The 22,929-nt window shown below is 70.4% G+C and carries 13 protein-coding genes and 1 pseudogene; 7 read left to right on the top strand and 7 right to left on the bottom strand.

All coding sequences use genetic code 11. The features are described from left to right. Nucleotides 1-25 precede the first annotated feature (25 nt). The 3 genes from Adu01nite_RS02220 to mce all read right to left on the bottom strand — a co-directional run bounded on the left by Adu01nite_RS02220 (nucleotide 26) and on the right by mce (nucleotide 3,717). Nucleotides 26-1,423, bottom strand: a complete 1,398-nt coding sequence (locus Adu01nite_RS02220; protein ID WP_203724510.1) for a Laminin subunit beta-1 — start codon at nucleotides 1,421-1,423, stop codon at nucleotides 26-28. Between the two features lie 242 nt (nucleotides 1,424-1,665). Next, nucleotides 1,666-2,982 carry a DivIVA domain-containing protein gene (locus Adu01nite_RS02215; protein WP_203724509.1) on the bottom strand — a complete coding sequence of 439 codons (1,317 nt, stop codon included), beginning with the start codon at nucleotides 2,980-2,982 and terminating at the stop codon, nucleotides 1,666-1,668. A gap of 267 nt (nucleotides 2,983-3,249) precedes the next feature. Continuing rightward, complete coding sequence (mce, locus tag Adu01nite_RS02210; protein ID WP_203724508.1) at nucleotides 3,250-3,717, bottom strand: methylmalonyl-CoA epimerase; 468 nt, start codon at nucleotides 3,715-3,717, stop codon at nucleotides 3,250-3,252. 76 nt (nucleotides 3,718-3,793) lie between these two features. On the opposite strand from mce, the gene Adu01nite_RS02205 reads away from it, so the two are divergent. Then, nucleotides 3,794-4,978 carry an acetyl-CoA C-acetyltransferase gene (locus tag Adu01nite_RS02205; RefSeq protein ID WP_203724507.1) on the top strand — a complete coding sequence of 395 codons (1,185 nt, stop codon included), beginning with the start codon at nucleotides 3,794-3,796 and terminating at the stop codon, nucleotides 4,976-4,978. Nucleotides 4,979-5,058: 80 nt separating this feature from the next. Continuing rightward, complete coding sequence (gene meaB, locus Adu01nite_RS02200) at nucleotides 5,059-6,012, top strand: methylmalonyl Co-A mutase-associated GTPase MeaB (protein ID WP_203724506.1); 954 nt, start codon at nucleotides 5,059-5,061, stop codon at nucleotides 6,010-6,012. Here the strand turns inward: meaB and Adu01nite_RS02195 are convergent. The 3 genes from Adu01nite_RS02195 to Adu01nite_RS02185 are packed head-to-tail and all read right to left on the bottom strand — an operon-like array spanning nucleotide 5,999 to nucleotide 9,843. Next, the gene (locus Adu01nite_RS02195; RefSeq protein ID WP_203724505.1) at nucleotides 5,999-8,047 is read right to left on the bottom strand and encodes a tetratricopeptide repeat protein; all 2,049 of its coding nucleotides are present in this window, start codon (nucleotides 8,045-8,047) and stop codon (nucleotides 5,999-6,001) included. The two genes, meaB and Adu01nite_RS02195, sit on opposite strands and share 14 nt — an antisense overlap. Further along, a complete protein-coding gene (locus Adu01nite_RS02190; RefSeq protein WP_203724504.1) occupies nucleotides 8,044-9,192 on the bottom strand; it encodes a TIR domain-containing protein in 1,149 nt (382 codons plus the stop codon). Before Adu01nite_RS02190 ends, Adu01nite_RS02195 begins: the two co-directional genes overlap by 4 nt. A gap of 54 nt (nucleotides 9,193-9,246) precedes the next feature. Continuing rightward, nucleotides 9,247-9,843, bottom strand: a complete 597-nt coding sequence (locus Adu01nite_RS02185) for a PadR family transcriptional regulator (protein WP_239132072.1) — start codon at nucleotides 9,841-9,843, stop codon at nucleotides 9,247-9,249. A gap of 53 nt (nucleotides 9,844-9,896) precedes the next feature. On the opposite strand from Adu01nite_RS02185, the gene Adu01nite_RS02180 reads away from it, so the two are divergent. From Adu01nite_RS02180 to Adu01nite_RS47515, 4 genes and pseudogenes are all read left to right on the top strand, one after another. Then, complete coding sequence (locus tag Adu01nite_RS02180) at nucleotides 9,897-11,063, top strand: FAD-dependent oxidoreductase (protein ID WP_203724503.1); 1,167 nt, start codon at nucleotides 9,897-9,899, stop codon at nucleotides 11,061-11,063. A gap of 46 nt (nucleotides 11,064-11,109) precedes the next feature. Then, a complete protein-coding gene (icmA, locus tag Adu01nite_RS02175) occupies nucleotides 11,110-12,783 on the top strand; it encodes a coenzyme B12-dependent isobutyryl-CoA mutase large subunit (protein WP_203724502.1) in 1,674 nt (557 codons plus the stop codon). Nucleotides 12,784-12,947: 164 nt separating this feature from the next. Continuing rightward, nucleotides 12,948-13,880 carry a tetratricopeptide repeat protein gene (locus Adu01nite_RS02170; RefSeq protein WP_203724501.1) on the top strand — a complete coding sequence of 311 codons (933 nt, stop codon included), beginning with the start codon at nucleotides 12,948-12,950 and terminating at the stop codon, nucleotides 13,878-13,880. A gap of 12 nt (nucleotides 13,881-13,892) precedes the next feature. After that, a pseudogene (locus Adu01nite_RS47515) lies at nucleotides 13,893-14,817 on the top strand (arginase family protein); the annotation flags it as partial. Between the two features lie 985 nt (nucleotides 14,818-15,802). Here Adu01nite_RS47515 and Adu01nite_RS02160 read toward each other — a convergent pair. Next, complete coding sequence (locus tag Adu01nite_RS02160) at nucleotides 15,803-17,731, bottom strand: penicillin-binding transpeptidase domain-containing protein (RefSeq protein WP_203724499.1); 1,929 nt, start codon at nucleotides 17,729-17,731, stop codon at nucleotides 15,803-15,805. Nucleotides 17,732-17,938: 207 nt separating this feature from the next. On the opposite strand from Adu01nite_RS02160, the gene Adu01nite_RS02155 reads away from it, so the two are divergent. After that, on the top strand, nucleotides 17,939-22,882 hold the full coding sequence (locus Adu01nite_RS02155; protein ID WP_203724498.1) for an NAD-glutamate dehydrogenase: 4,944 nt from the start codon (nucleotides 17,939-17,941) through the stop codon (nucleotides 22,880-22,882). Nucleotides 22,883-22,929: the final 47 nt, after the last annotated feature.

Genomic DNA, 22,929 nt, shown 5'->3' with positions numbered 1-22,929 from the left:
GTTATCGCACCTGCGCTAGCGGCGCCTACTCGGCGTCCGCGCCGACCCGGCTGGCCGGCGGCACGGTGACCTTGGCCGACGCGGTGACCTTCGCCGGGGCGGGTGCCGGCTCGACCGCGGCGTGCGCGCCGACCGGTCCACCGGCGATCGACTTCTCCTCGGCCGGCTCGTCCAGATCCTCCGGGGAGGCGGCGGCCGCCATCACCGCGGCGGCGGCCAGCTCGGCCACCCGCTTCGCTTCCTTCTGCACCTGGCGGCGGACGTCGATGGCGCGCTTCTCGGCGGCCTCGCCGTCCCGCTTGGCGTCGGCGACCCGCTTCAGGCCGACCTCGAGATCCTTCTGCACCTGCTCGAGGCGCTTGCGGACCTCGTCGGCCTCCTGCTCGCCCTGGCGGGCCCGCTCCTGGGCGGCGGCGAGCCTGCGCTCGGCCTCGCCGACCTTGGCCTGGGCGACCTCGAGGTCGGACGCGGCCTGAGTGATCTTCTCCTGCTGCGCGGCGATCTCGTTGCGTACGGCGGTGGCCTGGTCGTCGGAGCGGCGGAGCACTTCCTCGGCGTACTTGTCGGCCTCGCTGCGCAGGTCGGCGCACTGCTTCTCGACCCCGGTGCGCAGCTGGGCCAGCTCCTGCACCACGGCCTGGCGGCGCTGGGCGAGCTCGTTCTCCACAGTGGCCTTGAGCTCGCTGTGCTCGCGGTCGGCACCGGCCCGCCGGCCGGCGATGTCGAGCTGGGTCTTCTCCCGCAGCGCCTTGATCTCCTGGTCGGCCTGCATGCGGGTGGACTGCACGTAACCGTCGGCCTCGGCCCGGGCGCGCTGCGCCTCGCGGGCGGTCTTCTCGGCCAGCTGCTGCGCGTCGGTGCGGGCCCGGGCCAGCGTCGCCTCGGCCTCGGCCCGCATCTGCTCGGCGGCCTGCCGGGTGGCGGCGAGCGCCTTGTCCGACTCGGCGCGCCGGCCGGCGTCGGCCCGATGCTCCTCGGCCCGGCGGGCGGCCAGTGCGATCTCGAAGTCGCGGACGGCGTCGTGGGCGTGCGCGTCGGCCTCGGCCCGGATGCGCTCGGCCTCGGCGAGCCGGGCGGCGATGTCGTCGGTGGCCGAGGCCTTGATCGCCTCACCCTGCTCCTCGGCGAGGGCGAGGATCTGCTCGACCCGTGGGCCCAGGTGGCGGAAGGAGACCTCGGGCCCGATGCCGCCCTGACGGCGCACCTGGGTGATCTCCTGCTGCAGCCGCTCGATCTGCGCGGCCATGCCCTGGATCTGGGAATACGCCTGTTCTCGCTCGGCGGCCAGCGCGGCTATCTCGTTTTCGGCCCGCGTCACATACCGCTCTACTTGCTTCCGCTCGTACCCACGGATGGCGGTCTCGAAGTTGGGCTCGGTGGCCACGTCTCCGCCGAGACCGAAGATTTCACCGCCGTGCGACATGCTCCCCATCCTCACATACGCATCGTCCCGTCACGACCCGATACACACCGTCCTGGCCGGAGTATGCGTCTAGTTGTGATTTGTCTGTGCCGACTTTGCCGAAGCAAGGCTACGCGCGCAAAACGATTGAGGCCGTACCGGAGAAACTCCGATACGGCCTTCATCTATTTGTTCGCGGCCGACCGCTCAACGGTCGCGTACTCCTCGCGGGTACGCAACCGGAGGCGAAAGTGTCGAACGACTCAGGAGTTCGTCTTGGCCGGCAGCGGCTTGTCGGCCGAGCCGTTCTTCTCCGCGTCGGGCGTGCGCTGCGTGGGCGCCTCGGCCTGCTTGGCGGCAGCGGCGGCCGCCTCGGCCACCGCGTTCGGCTTGGCGGCACCGCCCACGCCCGGCACCAGGCCGGACAGGCCGGACAGCATCTGCCCGAGCTGGTTGGTGACCTGGTCCTTCTGGCGGGTGAGGTCGTCCACCTCGCGCTTGGCGGCCTGGGTGGTGAGCTCGGCCTCGGTGCGAGCCTCGCTCATCAGGCGCTGCGCCTCGGAGCGGGCCTCGGTCACCGTCTTCTCGGACAGGGCCCGGGCCTTCTCGGTGGTCTCGATCGCGTTGCGCTCGGACTCGACCCGGCGCTGCTCGGCGCGCTGCTCGATCTCCTTGGCGCGGTCCTCGGCGGCGCGGGCGCGCTCCTCGGCCTCGGACACCATCTTCTGCGTCGCGTTGACCTGGGCGGCGTGTCGCTGGGACTCCTCGCCCTCGGCCTTCTCCCGCCGCTCGGCGATCTCCAGCGCCAGGGACTGCAGGTCCTTGTCGCGCTTGTCGCGGGCGTCGGTCAGCAGCTTGGTCGCCTCGGCGCGCTTCTCCTCGGCCTCGCGGGAGGTCTTGGCGCGCAGCTGGGTGATCTCCCGCTCGGCGGTGGCGCGCATCGACGCGACCTCACGCTCCACGGTCGACTTCAGCTCGGCGACCTCGTGCGCGGTGACCGTGCGCAGCTGCTTGGTCTCGCGGTCGGCGTCGGACCGCAGGGTGTCGGCCTCGCGCCGGGCCTGGACGCGGGCCTCGGCCGCCTCCCGCTCGGCGTGCGTGCGGACCTGGCCGGCCTCGCGCTCGGCGGTCGCCTTCATGGCGGCGGCCTCAGCGCGCGCCTTGTCGGTGATCTCGCGGGACTCGAGACGGGCGGCCGAGAGGATGCCCTCGGACTCGCGCTTCGCCTCGCTGCGGTGATCGTTCGCCTGCTCCTCGGCCAGCCGCAGGATCTGCTCGACCCGGGTGCCCAGACCGGAGAGCGTCGGCCGGTTGTTCTCCTCGAGCAGCTTGTTGCTGTCGGAGAGCTTCTGCTCCACCGCGTTGAGCCGCTGCTCGGCCTGGCGCAGCCGGCGCTGCGCATCGTTCATCCGCTGCTCGGCCTCACCGCGGGCCTGCTCGGACTGGTTCAGCGCGGCGACAAGCCGGCCCAGGTGCGCGTCCACCTGGCCGCGGTCATATCCGCGGAGGACGACGGTGAAGTCGTGCTGCGAGTTCGCGCCGTCGAAAAATGCCAAGTTCTGATCCTGCTGCTGAGGCATTGGGCCATCCTGGCGAAGACGCACCAGCCACGCAAGAGCGGACCGGCAACAGAAAAGACACGTAGATCAGCTTTGAGCTGCCCGGGAGCGAACAGGTCCGCCGTTCGGGCAGCGGGTTGGGGCCGTCCGGCGATCAACCTTCGCCGGGCTGTCACCTGCTGTATCCGGGTTCGGGGTGAGCGGCGCCACGGTCGCGCCGCTCGATGTCCCCGATCCTGCCAGGCCAGGGGCCCTGCCGTCAGGAGGATTCACCCGGACGGGGAGCAATCACGCAGGCTCCACCAATTCCACCAGAACCCCACCCGCATCCTTGGGATGCACGAAGTTGATCCGCGAGCCGGCCGTGCCCCGGCGCGGGGTGTCGTAGAGCACCCGCAGGCCACGAGCGCGCAGGGCGGCCGTCGCCGCCTCGACATCGGCCACCGTGTAGGCCAGTTGCTGTAGGCCGGGGCCGCTGCGGTCGAGGAACTTGGCGATCGCCGAATCCGGCCGCAGCGGGGCGAGAAGTTGCAGGCGCGGGCCACTGCCGTCGCCGACCGCGAGCATCGCTTCCCGTACCCCTTGATCCTCGTTCGTCTCTTCGTGCACACAGTGCATGCCGAAGATCTCGGCGTAGAAGGTGAGTGCAGCATCAAGATCGGGTACCGCGATGCCGACGTGATCGATACGCAGGAGCTCGACACCGAGTGATGTGACATTGTCGGGCTCAGTGGCATTAGGTGACACCTCAGTCATCTACGTAGTCTTACTTGAACCACCGTTCAGGCCGCAAAAGAACCTCCCCGGCCGATCCCCGAGAAAGCGATCAACCGTGACCACCTCGGTAATCGTGAGCGGCGCCCGCACTCCCATGGGCCGACTGCTCGGCAACCTGAAAAATCTGCCGGCCACCGAGCTCGGCGGCTACGCAATCGAGGCTGCCCTGCAGCGCGGCGGCGTCCGCCCCGACCAGGTGCAGTACGTGATCATGGGGCAGGTGCTGCAGGCCGGTGCCGGGCAGATCACCGCCCGGCAGGCCGCCGTGGCGGCCGGCATCCCGATGAGCACGCCCGCCGTGACGGTCAACAAGGTCTGCCTCTCCGGGCTCGACGCGATCGCCCTGGCCGACCAGCTGATCCGGATCGGCGAGTTCGACATCGTGGTGGCCGGCGGCATGGAGTCGATGACCAACGCCCCGCACCTGCTGCTCAACCAGCGGCAGGGCGCCAAGTTCGGCGACGTGCTGGTGCGCGACCACACCGCCTTCGACGGGCTCACCGACCCGTGGGAGGGCATCTCGATGGGCGAGGCGACCGAGCACAGCGGGGCCAAGCTCGACATCACCCGCGAGGAGCAGGACGAGTTCGCCGCGCGCAGCCACCAGCGGGCCGCCGCCGCGCAGAAGAACGGCCACTTCGCCGAGGAGATCGTGCCGATCCCGGGCGGGGTGCGCGAGACCGACCTGCTGATCGACACCGACGAGGGCGTCCGCCCCGAGTCGACCGCCGAGACGCTCGGCAAGCTGCGCCCCGCGTTCGTCAAGGGCGGCACGATCACCGCCGGCTCGTCCTCGCCGATCTCCGACGGCGCCGCCGCGGTCGTGGTGATGAGCAAGGCCAAGGCGCAGGATCTCGGCCTCACCTGGCTCGCCGAGATCGTCTCGCACGGCAACGTGGCCGGCCCCGACAGCTCGCTGCAGTCCCAGCCGGCCAACGCGATCAAGCACGCGCTGGCCAAGGCCGGCCGCACCGCCGACGAGCTCGACCTGGTCGAGATGAACGAGGCGTTCGCCCAGGTGGTCATCCAGTCGATGCGCGAGCTCGGCGTCTCGGAAGAGATCGTGAACGTCAACGGCGGCGCGATCGCGCTCGGCCACCCGATCGGCATGTCCGGCGCCCGCCTGGTGCTGACCCTGGCGCTGGAGCTCAAGCGCCGCGGCGGCGGCCTCGGCGCGGCCGGCCTCTGCGGCGGCGGCGGTCAGGGCGACGCCCTGGTCATCGAAGTTCCGGCCGCGTGAGCGAGCGCACCGAGCGCGAGTTGCCCGCCGAGAGCGGGCAAACGGCCGAGGGCCACGAGTCCACGCGCATCAGGCACAGGGTGAGCCGACGCCACGACGTTCCCACCCTCGTCGCCCGGGCGCGCGAGGGCGATGCACGCTCGGTGGCCCGGCTGATCACCCTGGTGGAGAACGGCGACCCGGCGCTGCCCGAGGTCGCCGCCGCGCTGGCGCCCTACGCCGGCCACGCCCAGGTGGTCGGCCTCACCGGCTCACCCGGGGTGGGCAAGTCCACCACGACGAACGAGCTGGTCAAGGCCCTGCGCGCGGCCGGCCGGAGGGTAGGCGTGCTGGCAGTCGACCCGTCCAGCCCGTTCACCGGCGGCGCGATCCTCGGCGACCGCATCCGCATGCAGGAACACACCACCGACCGCGGCGTCTACATACGGTCGATGTCCAGCCGTGGCCAGCTGGGCGGCCTCTCGGCGGCGACCCCGCAGGCGGTCCGCGTCCTGGAGGGCGCCGGCTGCGAGGTCATCCTCGTCGAGACGGTCGGCGTCGGCCAGGCCGAGGTGGAGATCGCCTCGCTGGCCGACACCACGCTCGTCCTGCTGGCCCCCGGCATGGGCGACGCCATCCAGGCGGTCAAGGCCGGCGTCCTGGAGATCGCCGACGTCTTCGTGATCAACAAAGCCGACCGCCCCGGCGCCGACGCCACCTACCGCGACATCCAGGGCATGCTCGGCCTGGGAGAGCGCGCGGCCGGCGACTGGCGCCCCCAGGTGGTGCGGGCGACGGCGGTACGCGCTGAGGGCATCGACGACGTGCTCACCGCGATCGAGAAGCACCGCACCTGGCTGGAGACCTCCGGAAACCTGACGGCCCGCCGCGAGCGGCGAGCCTCGGTCGAGGTCGAGGCCATCGCCCTGGGCACGCTGCGGGCCCGGATCGGCGACCTCAAGCACGGTACGGCGCTGAGCACGCTCGCCTCAGCCGTCGCCGCCGGCGAGATCGACCCGTACGCTGCCGCGGAAGACCTGATCAAAGGTCTGTGACGTCGGTGTCGGCTTCCTGGTCGAGACCTGCGAGCCTCGCGTCGATCGACGCCAGCTCCATCCGCCAGTTCGCGTTGCCTGGGTTCTGTGTAACGAGGCCGACCATGACCGATCGGCTCTGCTGGTAGGCGATCCGGGCGTCGTCCAGGTCCTGCACCACATCGCCCATGCGCCAGAGGGCGACGGCAAGACCGTGCCGCCAGTCCGTGTTGTTATGGTCGACATCTACCAGCCGCGCCATGATCGACCGGTACTGCTCGTAGTGGTCCCTGGCCTGGCTGTACTCCTCCTCGGCCGAAGCCACGTCACCCAGCTTGGCATGGGCGATTGCCAGGTCGCGCTGCCAGAAGGCGCTCCCGGGCGCCTTCGTCGTCAAGGTCGCGGACACCGATCGGTATTGCTCGTACGCCTGCCTCGCGCCGCCGAGGTCACCGCTCTGGAACGCCGCATCCCCCTCTTTGGAGTGCGCGATGGCCAATTCCCGCTGCCAGGCAACGTTGCTCGGGTCCCGCACCGTCAACTGCGTGAGGATGGACAGGTTCTGGCGATAGGCCCGCGCTGCGCTGCCCAGATCGTTGCGGGCCAGAGCAATGTCGCCGGTCCTGGAATGGGCGACGGCCAAGTCCTGCTGCCAGACGGTGTTGCCGGGATCCACCGCTGCCAGCCTGGCGACGATCGAGAGGTGCTGCTCATTGGCCGCCTGGGCGCCGTCCGGATCCTCCCGATCGAGGGCCACGCTCGCGAGATGGCTGTAGGCGACAGCCAGGTCGCGCTGCCAGTTGACGTTGCTGGGGTCTTGCGCGGTCAGGTCCGTGAGGATCGCGAGGAACTGCTGGTAGGCCTGTAGCGCGCTGACGAGATCACCTTCATCGTGAGCGAGGATCCCGATTCTGAGGTGCATCACTGCGAGTTCGTAGCGCAATTCGGTGTTGTCCGGATCCTGCCCCGACAGCATGGCCATGATCGACAAGGCCTGGTCGAGCGCGGCGCGGGCGCCGGCGCCGTCTCCTTGGTCGCCGGCTATCGTGGCAAGCCCGCCGTAGGCCAACGCCAGGTCGACCTGCCAGTTCATATTCGCGGGATCCTCTGCGATCAGAGTCGCCAGAATCTGCCGGTTCCGTTCGTACTCCGCCCGGGCCTTGTCCAGGTCGCCGCGGTCGAGCGCGACGTCGCCGAGCCGACCGTGGGCATTCGCGACCTCGCGTCGGCGGTCCGGGTCGGCAGGATCCTGCTCTGACATTTCCGCTGCCATCATCCGGTATTCCTCGAAGGCCGCGTGCGCGCTTCCCAGATCTCCGCTCGACCGGGCAGCGTCGCCCGCGACTACCAGGACCTCCGCGATGAGCCGCCGGTCACCGACTGCTCTCGCCTCACTCAACAGCTGGGCAACAGGCTCACGGAACGCCGAGTCTCCTTCGATACTGGCGCGATGCTCCATGATCATGACTCGGATCCAGAGTTCGGCGCGACCGGTGAGGAGGCCTTCATGGAGGAGCTCACTCAGAGCCATCGTGAGGGCGTACCGCACCTCGTGGCTGATATTCCAGATCCACCCGCTGGTCGCCTGTTCGAGAATGCGGATGCCTTCGTCGGGATCGGACAGCAGCGCATGGAACAGCCGCTCGATGCGGTCCGCCGGTCCGCCGTCGGAGGAGAAGTGGTTGGCTGCACGACTGCTCAGTAATCGGAGGTGGTCGAGGTCGGTCTCGGCGAGCCGATGCCGGATCGCCGATCGCGCCGCAGCATGGACGTTGCGCGCCGCCTCCCCTCGAGCGCGGAACGATTCCACGACGGACAGGCCGGACAGCTTCTCCCAGAGAACGGTCGCCCTGTCCTGGTCTACGTCGAGGAGGGCGGCCAGAATCTCGCGGTCGCACCAGTGCGGTACCGCCGCGGCCTCGAGTGCTTCCCGCAGCGACGCGCGTTCCGGCGGCGACAGTTCCGGAAATTTGAGCTCGATCGTGGCGAGATAGATCAGCGCCGGATCACCGGCAGCCTCCGAGAGGATGCGAAGCGAATCCTCCAGTCCGTTCATGGCCGCCTCGTGTCGAAGAGTTCCCGGAGCGGTGCCGGCCGCCCGGCGGCCAACTGATGCAGCCTGGTGACGAAGTCCAGGTCGAGTTCCACATCCAGGTTCAGTCTCCGGCCGTACTCGAACCATGCCTGCGCGTCGGGCTGCGTGAGCGGAACCGTAGGTGCCGCGATCGACTCCCACACCGCATCCCGGCCGGACGGCACCTGCCGGCCCAGGATGACGATCCGGAGCCATTCGCTGCGGCGCAACTGGGGAAGGAAAGCGCGCTCCAGCCACGTCCCGTCCTCGCCCGCTTCGTCGTACGTGTCGAGGATGATGACCGTGGGTCTCGGCAGGTGGTGCAGTTGGCTGAGGACACTTTTGAGCTGGTCGCTGTCCGGGGATCGGTCCGGCACGGTGAGCCCGAGCGATCCGGCGAAGGCCTCGGTCTCGATCCGCTGGCTCACCCCGCCCTTGAAGTCGAATCGGCCGCACCGCAGTTCGGGGAGCAGCTCGGCCACGTTACGTTCCATCTGTTTCGCGAGGCTGGACTTGCCGGTCTCCGTTCCACCCTGGATCGGCAGCATCCGGACTGGGCTGCCGTGCATCAGCAGATTGCAGAAGGCGGCCTGTGCCTCTCCGTGGTTCGCCATCGGCCATCGGAAGGCCGGCGTCTGCTGCGGCCAGTGAGGGACCTGGGCCGGCTTGATGCGCGTCGGCGCGACGTAGCTGAGTCGGTCGATGATCAGCTGAGCCGCGTCGGCGGGGGATCGGCCGCGCAGGTCGGGAACGTGGTCGTTGAGATGGACGCCGTCAACGTGGCCCTCGCCGACGCGCAGGGGCAGGATCCGGTCGCGATCGAGTTCTGACCCGGTGGCCGCCATATAGCGCGCTCGCACCACGGCGTGCTCGGCAACGGTCCACGGCTTATTGCCGTACTCGCCGGATATGCAGATCACCGCCAGCTCGCACCGCTCGAGATAGATGCGCTGCAGCTTGAGATCGGCCTCGCCGCCGGCCAGGTAAAATTCGAACCACTCGTCGTAGAAGACAGTGGACTCGCCAAGCCTGCGTTCGAGTTCCTCGGCGACCGCTCGCACGAGCGTGCGTTGTTCCCCGGCGAGCGAGAACGCCACCAGGAACTTCTCCGGCACGCTGCGGACCATGGTGGGAGGCTAACGCCCTTGCCCGGTTAGGGCTGTCGGCCGGGCGACTTCCGGCTACCCGAACTGCTGCAGAGTCTGTTCGATCATCTCGCGACTCCAGGTGAGCTCGCCGCTGTCCAGGTCGGTCACCAGCTGCCGCAGCCAGGCGATCTCGGCCGCCAACATCGCGGCGCGGTATTCGTCCTCGATCAGGAACAGCCGCGGCAGACCCGGCGGCGCCTGCTCGCGGACGGCCGCGAGCCGCTGCTCCTGGGTGTCCAGGCGCCGCCCGAGCAACTCCCGCACCTGCGCCGGCGCCAGCACCGCGATGAACGCCAGCGCCGCCGGAAACTCCGGGAACTCCCGCCCCGGTGTCGGCAGCATCCCGATCAGCCACAACCGCATGGTGGCCTCGCCGTCGGGGGTGATCTCGTAGACGGTCCGCTCCGGCCGCCCGGCCTCCCGGGTGCTGCCCGCCGGGCGGGCCAGTCCGTCCCGCACGAGGCGGTCGAGTGCCTGGTAGACGCTGTTGCGCTGGGCCACGTTGACCAGCTGGTCCTGGCCGCGCTCCTTGATCATCTGCTGCATCCGGTAGGGGTGCATCGGCGCTTCCATGAGCAGCGCCAGCAGGACCATGCCCAGCGTGGACCGGCGCGGTTTCTCCGATGTCACGCGGCCAGCCTACGGGGTTGACGATTCTTAGTCATGTTATGCATAGTCATCTTATGACTAAGACAGCACTGATCGCCGGCGGTGGCGTCGCGGGCACCGTCGCGGCCATCGCCCTGCAGCGCGCCGGCTGGCAGCCCCGGCTCTTCGAGTCCCGGCCCGCGGGGGTCGCCGACGAGCGCGGGGCCTTCCTGACCGTGGCCGTCAACGGCCTCGCCGCCCTGCGCGCCCTCGATCTCGACCCGGCCCGGGTGCTCGCGGCCGGCTTTCCCACCCCGGGCATGACCATGAGCAACAGCGCGGGCAGGCGGCTGGCGGTGCTCCCGCTCGGCGGCCCGGCCGCCGACGGCACGGTGACGACGACGATCCGCCGTGCCGACCTCTACGCATCGCTGCGCGCGGTCGCGGCCGACCGAGGCATCCCGATGGAGTACGACCGGCGCCTCACCGGCTACACCGAGCACCCCGGCGGTGTCACGGCCGCGTTCACCGGCGCGGAGGTCGAGGGCGACCTGCTGGTCGGCGCCGACGGCCTCCGTTCCCGTACGCGCCAGATCCTCAACCCCACCGGTCCCGAACCCACCTACCTCGGCCTGCTCAACGCGGGTGGGTTTGCCACCGGCCCGATCGACGCCGACCTGGACCGCACCCCCGGCCTCATGCACATGGCTTTCGGCCGGAAGGCCTTCTTCGGCTGGGCCCCGGCGCCGGACGGTTCGGTGTGGTGGTTCGCCAACCCGCCGAGCCGGGAGCCGGCCCGCCCGGGCGACTTCACCCCTCAGGCGTGGCGGGCGCACCTGATCGAACTGTTCGCCGAGGACGCGCTGCCGGCCGCCGCCATCATCCGCGCCACCGACGTGGCGATCGGCCCGTGGAACACCGACGACCTGCGCCGGGTCCCGGTCTGGCACTCCGGCCGGGTGGTGCTGACCGGCGACGCCGCCCACGCGGTGGCCCCGTCGGCCGGCCAGGGCGCGTCGATGGCGATCGAGGACGCCGTGGTCCTGGGCCGTTGCCTGGCCGAGGGCGGCACCCTGGCCGACTACGAGCGCATCCGTCGCCCCCGGGTGGAGCGCGTGGTGGCGGCCGGCCGGCGCAACGGCAGCGGCAAGACGGCCGGCCCGGTCGGCGCCGCGATCCGCGACGCAATGCTGCCGACGATGATGAAGATGCTCTTCCGGCGGGGCAATCCCCAAGCGTGGATTCTCGACCACCGCGTGTGACAACTTTGCCTTAGGGATCGTTCAGTCGACCCTCTACGATGGCGGCATGGATGCTGCCGACATCGCCGCCGGACGGGAGCGCTGGCAACGGCGCTACGACGCCGCACGTAAGCGGGACGCGGACTTCACCACGCTCTCCGGTTCTCCGGTCGAGCCGGTCTACGGGCCGCCCGACGGGGCCGGCTATCCGGGGTTCGACCGGATCGGCTGGCCGGGCGAGTTCCCCTACACCCGGGGGCTCTATCCGACCGGCTACCGCGGGCGCACCTGGACCATCCGGCAGTTCGCCGGGTTCGGCAACGCGCAGCAGACCAACGAGCGCTACAAGATGATCCTGGCGGCCGGCGGTGGCGGGCTCAGCGTGGCGTTCGACATGCCGACGCTGATGGGCCGGGACTCCGACGACCCGCAGTCGCTGGGCGAGGTCGGGCACTGCGGGGTGGCGATCGACTCGGCCGCCGACATGGAGGTGCTCTTCGGCGGCATCGATCTGGAGAAGACCACCACGAGCATGACGATCTCCGGGCCCGCGGTCCCGGTCTTCTGTATGTATCTGGTGGCCGCCGAGCGCCAGGGCGCCGACCTGAGCCGGCTCGACGGCACCCTGCAGACCGACATCTTCAAGGAGTACATCGCGCAGAAGGAGTGGCTCTTCGCGCCGGAGCCGCACCTGCGCCTGATCGGCGACCTGATGGAATATTGCGCGCGGGAGATCCCGAAGTACAAGCCGCTGTCGGTCAGCGGCTACCACATCCGGGAGGCGGGCTCGACCGCCGCGCAGGAGCTGGCCTACACGCTGGCCGACGGCTTCGGCTATGTCGAGCTGGGGCTGTCGCGCGGGCTCGACGTCAACGAGTTCGCCCCCGGGCTGAGCTTCTTCTTCGACTCGCACATCGACTTCTTCGAGGAGATCGCCAAGTTCCGCGCCGCCCGTCGCATCTGGGCCCGGCACCTGCGCGACGACTACGGCGCGACCAGCGAGAAGGCGCTCTGGCTGAAGTTCCACACGCAGACCGCCGGGGTCTCGCTGACCGCCCAGCAGCCGGTCAACAACGTGGTCCGGACCGCGGTGGAGGCCTTGGCCGCGATCCTCGGCGGGACGAACTCGCTGCACACCAACGCCCTCGACGAGACGCTCGCGCTGCCCACCGACGAGTCGGCCGAGATCGCCCTGCGCACCCAGCAGGTGCTGATGGAGGAGACGGGTGTGGTCAACGTGGCCGACCCGCTCGGCGGTTCGTGGTACCTGGAGCAGCTCACCGACCGGATCGAGGCCGAGGCGGAGGAGATCTTCGCGCGCATCCGCGAGCTCGGCGACGACGGCAGCCTCACCGCCGGCATCCTGCGCGGCATCGAGGACGGCTGGTTCACCGCCAACATCGCCGAGGCGGCCTTCGTCTACCAGCAGGCCCTGGAGAAGAACGAGAAGCGCATCGTCGGGGTCAACGCGCACACCGGCACGGTGGCGAAAGAACTCGAAATTCTCCGCGTCTCGCACGAGGTCGAGCTGGTGCAGCGGCGCGAGCTGGGTGCGCGGAAAGATTCCCGGGATTCCGTACGCGTCAAAGCCGCTCTCGACCGCATGGTGGCCGCGGCCCGCAGCGGAGAAAACATGATCCCCCCGATGCTGGACGCGGCCCGCCAAGAAGCGACCCTCGGTGAGATCTGCGACGCGCTGAAGGACGAGTGGGGCATCTACCGGGAGCCCGCCCGTTTCTGATTCCGGAAACGGTCGGTAAGGCATATTCCGGGCGGGTCGGATTGTTGATATTGCGGAACGGCGCGGCGGGGTCGAGTATCGGCAGCACGGACGGTTGTGACGTCCGATATCGGCCGTGCCGCGGCACGCCGAACCGTCTTGTCAGCGTGCGAGACTAGGTAACCATGAGCGACCCACGGACCACTCCGTCGATCTTCACCCGCGGCGCGGTGGATCTCAGCGCGCTGCGCGCCCCGGCCCCCTCTCCGTCGGCGGCGCCGAGCCGCCCGGCCGCGAGCAGCGGCCCCGACGACGGTGCCCCGGCCGTGAGCTTCCCGGGTGGCGGGCCCGAGACGATCATCGACATCACCGAGGCCAACTTCCAGACGGCCGTTCTCGAGCGTTCCCTGACGACCCCGGTCATCCTCGACTTCGTGGCCGACTGGTGCGAGCCCTGCAAGCAGCTCTCGCCGATCCTGGAGCGGCTGGCGGCGGCCGGCGGCGGCTCCTGGGTGCTCGGCCGGATCGATGTGGACGCCAACCCGCGGCTCGCCCAGGCGCTGCGTGTGCAGGGCATCCCGATGGTGGTCGCGGTCGTCGGCGGCCAGCTCGTCGAGGGCTTCACCGGCGTGCTCCCGGAGCACCAGGTGAAGCAGTATGTGGATGCCGTCCTCAAGGCGGGCGGCATCGCCGTCGAGGAGCCGGCCGACCCGCGGATCGACGCGGCCGACGACGCACTGATGGTCGGCGACCTGGAGGCCGCCGAGGCGGCGTACAAGAGGATCCTCGCCGAGTCCCCGGCCGACGCGGCCGCCGAGTCCGGTTTGGCCCAGGTGGCGCTCTACCGCCGGGTGGGCGGTGTCGACCCGGCGGGCGCGTTCGCCAAGGCCGAGGCCGACCCCGACGACCTGGCCGCCCAGCAGCTCGCGGCCGACTTCGAGGTGCTCAGCGGCGAGGCCGACAAGGCGTACGAGCGGCTGGTCAAGCTGATCAAACGCACCTCGGGCGACGACCGTGACGCCGTCCGCAAACACCTGTTGTCGCTGTTCAGCGTGGCCGGCCCGGACGATCCGGCAGTGGCCGGGGCCCGTCGCGCGCTGGCCAGCGCACTCTTCTAGACGGGAGGCTCCGTGCGCCGCATCGCAGTCCTCGACGCACCGTCCAATCTCGGTCTGCGCCCGCCGACCGCGACGTCGGTGCCGGGCTGTGCCAAGGCGCCCGGAGCCCTCCGTGACCACGGCCTGCTGACCCGGCTCGGCGCTCGCGACGCCGGCTGCCTGACCCCGCCGCGCTACGACCCGGGCGACTGGCGGCCGGGCGACGGTGTCGCGCACGCCGAGCAGATCGCCGCTTACTCCCGGGCGCTGGCGGGCCGGATCGGCGCGATCCTCGACGCCGGCGAGTTCCCGGTGATCCTCGGCGGCGACTGCTCGATCCTGCTCGGCTCCGGCCTGGCCATGCACCGGCTCGGCGAGGCGGTCGGCGGCCGGATCGGGCTGGTCTTCGTGGACGGCCACTCCGACTTCCGGCACCCCGGCAACGCCTCCTATGTCGGCGCCGCCGCCGGTGAGGACCTGGCCCTGGTCACCGGCCGTGGCCAGCCCGACCTGGCGTCGATCGAGGGTCGCCGCCCCTACTTCCGCGACATCGACGTGGTGGTGCTGGGCATCCGCGCCCAGGACGAATACCGCCTCGACCTGCAGGCGGCCGGCATCGTCACCCGCCCGGTCCCGGCGTTGCGGGCCGAGGGCGCCGCGCGCAGCGCCCAGTGGGCTCGCGACCAGCTGGTCGACTGCGCCGGTTACTGGCTGCACGTCGACGTCGACGTGCTCGACCCGGCGGTGATGCCGGCCGTCGACGCGCCGTCCCCGGGCGGCATCGCCTTCCCCGAGCTGGAGATCCTGCTGGCCGGCCTGGTCGAGTCGCCGCACTGCCTGGGCGTCGAGATCACCGTCTTCGACCCCGACTACGACCCGGACGGCTCCTACGCCGAGGAGATCACCAACGCGGTGGCGGCCGGCCTGGCCGCGGCCCGCACCGTGACGGCCCGCCCCGACCTGATCGCCGCCCGAGCCGACCTGGCCAACCCGTCCCGCCCGGCCCCGCCCGCGGAGCCCATCGCCGAGCCCGAGGAACTCCCGGCCGAGCCGGATGACCTCCCCACCGAGCCCGCGGCGGCCACGGCCGAGCCCGACGAGGACCCGGCCGAGCCCGAGGAAGCCGAGGAGCCCCGGCCGGATATCTCGGCCGCAGCCAGGGCCCGGGCCTCGTGGGGCCCGCTCGCCTCGGCACTGGCCGCCTCGACCTCCCTCGCGCCGGGCGGTCTCGCGCCGGGCGGTCTCGCGCCGGGCGGTCTCGCGCCGGGCGGTCTCGCGCCGGGCCGTCTTGCCCCGGGCGGGCTTGCTCCGCGTGGGCTTGCTCCGGCCGCAGTCCCCGAGCCCGAGGCTGAGTTTGAGCCCGAGGCTGAGTTTGAGCCCGAGGCTGGGTTCGAGCCGGAAGCTGGGTTCGAGCCGGAGGCTGATTTCGAGCCCGAGGCTGAGCTCGAGCCGGAAGCTGAGTTCGAGCCGGCGGCTGAGGCTGACCTGGACGCTTCGGCCGGCGTTGAGTCGGAGCCCGAGCCGGCGATCGCGCCCGAGGCAGAGCTCGACGCGACTGATGAGCCGGATGCTTTCGATGAGCGCGAGCTCGACCCGGTGGACGAGCCGTGGACGGCCGACGAGCCGATGGCCCTGGCGGAACTGCCCGGCGAAGAGGCGGACGAGCGGGACGAAGAGCTCGACGAGGAGCCGATCCAGCCGGCGTCCCGGCCGCTCGGCCAAGCGCCGCTGCTCGACTCCGAGCCGCTCCCGGCCACCCGCCCCGGCATGCTGCGCCCGCGTGCGTCCGACGACCACCCGGCCGGCGACGGGTTCTCACTGCCGGCCCAGCGGCCGCGCCCGGCCTTCGACCTGGGCTCCGGTTCCCCGGCCGACATCGCCTGAGCAACGCCGAACCGGCACCACCCCGGATGATCGGGTGATGCCGGCCGGCGTCGTCGGAGCTACCCGGCGAGGGCGTTCAGGAAGGTCTTCACCACCGGGACGGCGGCCTCGGAGCCGGCGCCGCCCTTCTGCACCATCACCGCGAAGGCCACGTCGCCCTGGTAACCGATGAACCAGGAGTGGGTGTCCTTGCTCGTGTCGTCGAACTCGGCGGTTCCGGTCTTGCCGAAGACCGGCTTGCCCTTGACGTCGCGCAGCGCCGTGCCGGTGCCACCGGTGACCACCTCGCGCATCATCGACCGCAGGGCGGCGACCGCCGCCGGGTCCAGCGGCGCGCCGTCCGCCGCGGCCTTGGCCGGCGCCGGGTCGAGCACGAGCTTGGGCTGCTTGAACTGCCCGCGGGCGACCGCGGCCGCGACCGATGCCATCGAGATCGGGCTGACCGCGGTGGCACCCTGGCCGAACGTGGCGGCGGCCAGCTCGGTCGGGGTGGCGGCGGCCGAGATCTTGCCGCTGAAGGCGTCGATGCCGAGGTCCCACTGGCCGCCGAGGCCGAGCGCGGTGGCCGCCTCGTTGAGCCCGGCCGCACCGAGCTTGGGTGCGAGCCCGACGAACGCCGTGTTGCACGACTTCGAGTAGTCCTCGTGGAACGGCACCGAGCCGAGCACCTCACCGCCGGAGTTCTTGAACTCGCGGCCGTCGACGGTGGCGGTCTTGGGGCAGGCGACCGGGGTGTCCGCGGTGACGGCCTTCTTCTGCAGCAGCCCGTACGCCGAAACGGTCTTGAAGGTGGAACCGGGCGGCACCTGCCCGGTGAGGGCGGTGTCGACCGTGCCGCCGTCCGGCCCGTTCGCCACCGCGAGCACCGAGCCGTCGCTGACCTTGATGGCGATCAGCGAGCTGGGCTGCTTCTGGGTGGCCAGGGCGACGTCGGCGGCGTTCTGGGTGGCGGTGTCGAGGCTGACCTTGATCGGCTTGCCGTCGACCGGCTTGGTGCTGAACAGCTGCGCGTCGCTGACCGTGCCGTCGGCGGCCTCGCGGGCGATCACCACCGAGATGCCGGAGGTGCCGCGCAGCGCGGTGTCGTACCGCTGCTGCAAGCCGCCGTGCCCGACGACGTCGCCCTGCGCAACCGCGTCGGGGTTGGCGTCGATGTCCTCGCGGGTGGCCTCGTCGGCGGTGCCGAGCAGCGCCCGGGCGAAGGCCCGGGTCGGCGCGAGGTTGCGGGTGCCCTCGTTGAAGACGGTGCCCTTCAGCGGCCGCACCGCGTTCCGGATCTTGAGATAGTCGGGGCGGCGCAGCGTTACCAGATCGATGAAGTCGGTCGGGTCGGCGTTCTTGACCCGGTCGGCGAGGTTGGACATGTCGACCGTGACCTTGATCGACTTGAAGGCGGTGTCCAGCGCCTTCTGCACCTGTGCCAAGTTTTCGATCTTCTGCGGTTCGAGGCCGACCGTGACCACGTCACGCGGCGTGACCAGCGCGGTGCCGGCGGCGTCCAGGATCGCGGCCCGTTTCGAGGCGATCCGGCGGACTTTCAGCTTGTCGCCGGTGGTCAGCTCGCTCTGCACGATGGCCGGCTCCCACACCACCCGCCAGCCCTTGGTGTTCTGCTTGGTGAGCCGGACCGTGCTGCTGTAGGACCAGGGCGTGCCGCCCGGCAGGGTCCAGTCCAGCTTGATCTCGGAGGAGGCGATGTCGCCGGTCGTCTTCGGGTTGCCCACCGTGGTCAGGACCAGCGACTGTTTGGCCAGGTCACCGGAGAGTTCCTGCAGCTGGGTCACCACGTCGTCGGCCGCGACCTTGCCGCCGTCCGCGCCCACGAAGCCGACCGAGCTGAGGTTGCCGCTGCGCCACCCGGCCAGGAAGTCTTTGATCGTGCCGTCCGGGCCATCCTTGGAGCAGGCTGCTAATCCGCCCGCGACCAGCGTCATCACGGCCACGAGAGCGACCGGACGGTAACGGGTCAGTTGCCGGCGGTGGAGCATAGGAACCCCTTTCCTGGGTACGCCTTGGGGCGACGCTACGGAACGGTAACTAAGAAGCGCACGTCCTGTGGACCCGCGGTGGGTGACGTGGAGCAAATTCGGCGACGATCGGCCCGAACCCACGACGCGTGTGATCCCGGCGGAGTTGTCCGCCGTAGGCTGTGGGCACAGGTTCGAACCCACAGTGCCGTGGGTGAGGGGAGCGCCATGTCTGTCGCCGACGAGGCTGCGACGGAGTCCGATCAGACCGTCGATGAGCTGGATCTGTCCCAAGGTCCCGGGCTGGCCCTGACCGGCCGGCTGGGCGCCTCCGAGGACGGTGAGATCGACGAGTCGCTGCCGAACGGTGAGCGCCTCGTCGCGCAGGCCGTCGAGGTAGCCGGTGCCGACCATGCGACGGCGTCGCTGGTCGGCCGATTCTGGCGGTTCGCGCCGGATGAGGAGCTGGTCGGGCTCGATCCGCAGGAGATGTTCGCCGCCGCGGTCGAGCACCGCGATCTCGCCACCGTGCGATTGCCCGGTGAGCTGAAGCTGGCGATCACCCCGCCGACCGGCGAGCAGTGCCATACCGTCGTGCAGATCGTCACCGACGACATGCCGTTCCTGGTCGACTCGGTGATAGCGCTGCTGACCGCGCACCAGTTGCAGGTGCACCTGATGGTGCACCCGTTGATCGTGGTGCGCCGGGAGCCGCTCGGTGCGATGGCCGAGCTGGCCGCCGATGTGGAGCCGGACGACGCGATCGACGGCGACCTGGTGGAGAGCTGGATCCGGATCGAGATCGACCCGATCCGCCGGGACGAGGCGCGCGAGCAGCTGCTCAACGAGGTGCGCCGGGTGCTCACCGACGTGCGCGAGGCGGTCGAGGACTGGCCGCGGATGCGCCAGCGGGCCCTGGTGATCGCCGACGAGCTGGCCACCGCGCGCGGCTCCGAGATCAAGCTGCCGGTGCCGGACAAGGACGTCACCGACTCGATCGAGCTGCTCAAGTGGCTCGCGCACGACCACTTCACGTTCCTGGGTTATCGGGAATACCGGCTGGACGCCGATGTGCTCAACGCGGTGCCGGGCACCGGCCTGGGCATCCTGCGCGGCGACTCGAACCCGCGCGAGCTGTCCACGATGACCCCGGAGGCCTACCAGCGGGCCCTGGAGAAGCGCCTGCTGGTGATCACCAAGGCCAACTCGCGGGCCACCGTGCACCGGTCGGCCTACCTCGACTACATCGGTGTGAAGCTCTTCGACGACCGCGGCCAGGTGATCGGCGAGCGCCGCTTCCTCGGCCTGTTCTCGTCCTCGGCCTATCGCACCAGCGTGCGCGAGCTGCCGGTGGTCAAGCGCAAGGTGATGGAGGTGCTGGACCGCTCCGGCCTGTCCCCGCGCGGGCACTCCGGCAAGGACCTTCTCCAGATCCTCGAGACGTACCCGCGGGACGAGCTCTTCCAGATCAAGACCGACGACCTCTACGAGGCCGTGATCGGCGTGCTCCGCATGGCGGGCCGTCGTCAGCTGCGGCTCTTCCTGCGCCGCGATGGGTACGGTCGTTTCATCTCCTGCCTCATCTACCTGCCGCGGGACCGCTTCACCACCGGTAACCGCCTGCGCATGCAGGAGATCCTGCTCCGCGAGCTGAACGGCATCGGCGTCGACTACACGACCCGGGTCACCGAGCGGATGCTCGCCCGGGTGCACTTCATCGTGCGCACCGACCCGGCCGACCCGCCCGGTCAGGTCGAGCCGAACGACCTGGCCGAGATGCTCGCCGACGCCACCCGGATGTGGGACGACGACTTCTCCCTGGTGCTGGAGCGCAAGCTGGGCGAGGAGCCGGCCCGCGACCTGTTCACCCGGTATTCGCACGCCTACCCGGACAGCTACAAGGACGGCCACACGCCGTACGAGGGCATGCAGGACCTGGCCAAGCTCGAGCTGCTCGAGGAGCCCGGTCAGCTGGAGATGCACCTCTACCGCAAGCGGCGCCCGGGCAAGACCGGCGAGCCGGAGCCGGACGACCACGACGTGCGGTTCAAGGTCTACCGGTACGGCGAGCCGATGATGCTGTCCGCCGTCCTGCCGGTGCTGCACTCGCTGGGTGTCCAGGTCGTCGACGAGCGGCCGTACGAGATTCGCCGCACCGACGGCACCGTCTACCTCTACGACTTCGGGCTGCTCCCGCCGGCCGCGCACCGCGAGCTGGCCGAGGTGCGGCCGCAGGTGGAAAACGCGTTCGCGGCGGCCTGGCGCGGCGAGGCCGAGGTGGACGGGTTCAACGAGCTGGTCCTGCGGGCGGGTCTGACCTGGCGTCAGGTGGTGGTGCTCCGGGCGTACGCCAAATATCAGCGACAGGCCGGCGGCGTCTTCTCGCAGCGTTACATCGAGTCGACCTTCATCGCCTACCCGGAGATCGCCCGCCTGATGGTGCGGCTCTTCGAGACCCGTTTCTCGCCCCGGCTGGAAGCCGGCGAGACGGAGCGAGGCCGGCTCGCCGGTGAGCTCGTCGACAAGATCACCGAGCTGCTGGACGGGGTGGACAGCCTCGACCAGGACCGCATCCTGCGCTCCTACCTGACGCTGATCCAGGCCACCCTGCGCACCAGCTTCTTCCAGCGTGGCCCGGACGGCCGGCCCAAGTCCTACGTGGCGTTCAAGCTCGACCCGCAGGCCATTCCCGACCTGCCGCAGCCGCGCCCGAAGTTCGAGATCTTCGTGTATTCGCCCCGGTTCGAGGGTGTGCACCTGCGCTTCGGCGCGGTCGCCCGCGGTGGACTGCGCTGGTCGGACCGGCGTGAGGACTTCCGCACCGAGGTGCTGGGCCTGGTCAAGGCGCAGATGGTGAAGAATGCGGTGATCGTTCCGGTCGGCGCGAAGGGCGGGTTCGTCCTCAAGCAGAAGCCGGGCGACCGCGACGAGGCGGTCGAGTGCTACAAGCGCTTCATCACCGCTCTGCTCGACGTCACCGACAACATCCTGGCCGGCAAGATCGTGCCGCCGCGGGACGTGGTGCGGCACGACCACGACGACCCCTACCTGGTGGTGGCGGCGGACAAGGGCACCGCGACGTTCAGCGACATCGCCAACGAGATCTCGGTCGGCAAGGACTTCTGGCTCGGCGACGCGTTCGCCAGCGGTGGCTCGGCCGGCTACGACCACAAGAAGATGGGCATCACCGCGAAGGGTGCCTGGGAGTCGGTCAAGAAGCACTTCCGCGACCTGGGCACCGACACCCAGACCGAAGACTTCACGGTGGTCGGCGTCGGCGACATGAGCGGCGACGTCTTCGGCAACGGGATGCTGCTCTCCCAGCACATCCGGCTGGTGGCCGCGTTCGACCACCGGCACATCTTCCTCGACCCCGACCCGGATGCGGCGACGTCGTTCACCGAACGGCGGCGCCTGTTCGACCTGCCGCGGTCGTCGTGGGCCGACTACAACGCCGCGCTGATCTCGGCCGGTGGCGGCATCTATCCGCGGTCGGCGAAGTCGATCCCGATCTCGGCCGAGGTGCGGGCCGCGCTCGACCTCGGCGACGCCACCGCGCTCAGCCCGACCGAGCTGATGCGGGCCATCCTGCGGGCCCCGGTCGACCTGCTGTTCAACGGCGGTATCGGCACCTACGTGAAGGCGACCGGCGAGACGCACGCCGACGTCGGCGACAAGACCAACGACGCGATCCGGATCAACGGGGCGCATCTGCGGGTCAAGGTGGTCGGCGAGGGCGGCAACCTGGGTCTCACCCAGCGCGGCCGGATCGAGTTCGCCCTGGCCGGTGGTCGGATCTACACCGACTTCATCGATAACACGGCCGGCGTCGACTGCTCCGACCACGAGGTCAACATCAAGATCCTGCTGGGCGGTGCGGTCACCGAGGGCGACCTGACCCTGCCGCAGCGGGACGAGTTGCTGGCCCAGATGACCGACGAGGTCGCCGCGCTGGTCCTGCGGGACAACTACGAGCAGGCGATGGCGCTCGGCAACGCCCGGGCGCAGGCCCACTCGCTGCTGCCGGTGCACCGGCGGATGCTCGACGAGCTGGAGGCGAGCGGACAGCTCAACCGCGAGCTGGAGGCCCTGCCGTCGGACGCCGAGCTGGCCGCGCGCTACGAGGCGGGCGACGGGCTGACCGCACCCGAGTTCGCGGTGCTCCTGTCGTACGTCAAGATCTCGCTGGAGCGTGAGGTCCTCGCCGACGAGCTGGTCGACGAGGCCTGGACCAGCGGCGTGCTGGCACGCTATTTCCCGACGCCGCTGCGCGAGCGCTTCGCCGGCCGGATGGCCGGCCACCGGCTGCGCCGGGAGATCATCTCGACGGCGCTGGTCAACGAGGTGGTCAACCGCGGGGGTACGTCGTTCGTCTTCCGGGCGATGGAGGAGAGCGGCGCGTCCGCGGCCGACGTCATGCGGGCGTACGTGGTGGTCCGCGACTCCTACGGGCTGGCCGAGATCTGGGCCGCGGCCGAGGCCCTGGACAACAAGGTGGCCACGGACGCGCAGACGCTCGTCTTCCTGGAGTCGCGGCGTCTGCTCGACCGGGCGGTCCGCTGGCTGGTCAGCACCCGCCGCTCGCCGATCGACGTGGCCGGCGAGGTCACCAAGCTGCAGCCCGGTGTCCGCGCACTGCTGCCCGAGCTGCCCGAGCTGCTGCGCGGCGTCGAGCGCCGCTCGATGGACGAGCACGTGGCCACGCTGATCGACAAGGGCGTGCCGCTCGACATCGCCGAGCCGGTGACCTGGTGCAACTACGGCTTCGGCCTGCTCGACGTGCTGTCCGCGGGTGCCCTGACCGGCCGGGACACGACCGAGGTGGCCAAGGTCTACTTCGTCCTGTCCGAGCGCTTCCAGATCGACCAGCTGCTGACCCACATCGCGCGGCTGCCGCGCGGCGACCGCTGGCAGACCCTGGCCCGGATGGCGTTGCGTTACGACCTGTACGCCGCGCTGGCCGCCCTCACCGTCGAGGTCCTGGAGTCGACCGAGTCGTCGACCCCGGCCCCCGACCGGGTGTCCCAGTGGGAGCACGTCAACGCGGCGTCGATCGCCCGGGCCTCGAACGCGATGGGCAACGTCGAGGACACCCCGGCCGAGCTGGCCGCGCTGTCGGTCCTGCTCCGCCAGATCCGCACCCTGGTCAAGACCTCGTCGGCGACCAGCTAGACCTGTTTTGTTCGCGCCGGCCCGATGCCGCATGCAGCGGGCCGGCG

Source organism: Paractinoplanes durhamensis, assembly GCF_016862175.1.
In the GTDB taxonomy this organism is placed as follows: domain Bacteria; phylum Actinomycetota; class Actinomycetes; order Mycobacteriales; family Micromonosporaceae; genus Actinoplanes; species Actinoplanes durhamensis.
Note: the sequence above shows the minus strand (reverse complement) of the source record. Positions and strands in the feature narration are given on the sequence as shown.

Coding starts and splice junctions, on each gene's coding strand:
- Adu01nite_RS02220 (WP_203724510.1), bottom strand. CDS start 1,423: ATGTCGCACGGCGGTGAAATCTTCGGTCTCGGCGGAGACGTGGCCACC.
- Adu01nite_RS02215 (WP_203724509.1), bottom strand. CDS start 2,982: ATGCCTCAGCAGCAGGATCAGAACTTGGCATTTTTCGACGGCGCGAAC.
- mce (WP_203724508.1), bottom strand. CDS start 3,717: ATGACTGAGGTGTCACCTAATGCCACTGAGCCCGACAATGTCACATCA.
- Adu01nite_RS02195 (WP_203724505.1), bottom strand. CDS start 8,047: ATGAACGGACTGGAGGATTCGCTTCGCATCCTCTCGGAGGCTGCCGGT.
- Adu01nite_RS02190 (WP_203724504.1), bottom strand. CDS start 9,192: ATGGTCCGCAGCGTGCCGGAGAAGTTCCTGGTGGCGTTCTCGCTCGCC.
- Adu01nite_RS02180 (WP_203724503.1), top strand. CDS start 9,897: ATGACTAAGACAGCACTGATCGCCGGCGGTGGCGTCGCGGGCACCGTC.
- icmA (WP_203724502.1), top strand. CDS start 11,110: ATGGATGCTGCCGACATCGCCGCCGGACGGGAGCGCTGGCAACGGCGC.
- Adu01nite_RS02170 (WP_203724501.1), top strand. CDS start 12,948: ATGAGCGACCCACGGACCACTCCGTCGATCTTCACCCGCGGCGCGGTG.
- Adu01nite_RS02160 (WP_203724499.1), bottom strand. CDS start 17,731: ATGCTCCACCGCCGGCAACTGACCCGTTACCGTCCGGTCGCTCTCGTG.
- Adu01nite_RS02155 (WP_203724498.1), top strand. CDS start 17,939: ATGTCTGTCGCCGACGAGGCTGCGACGGAGTCCGATCAGACCGTCGAT.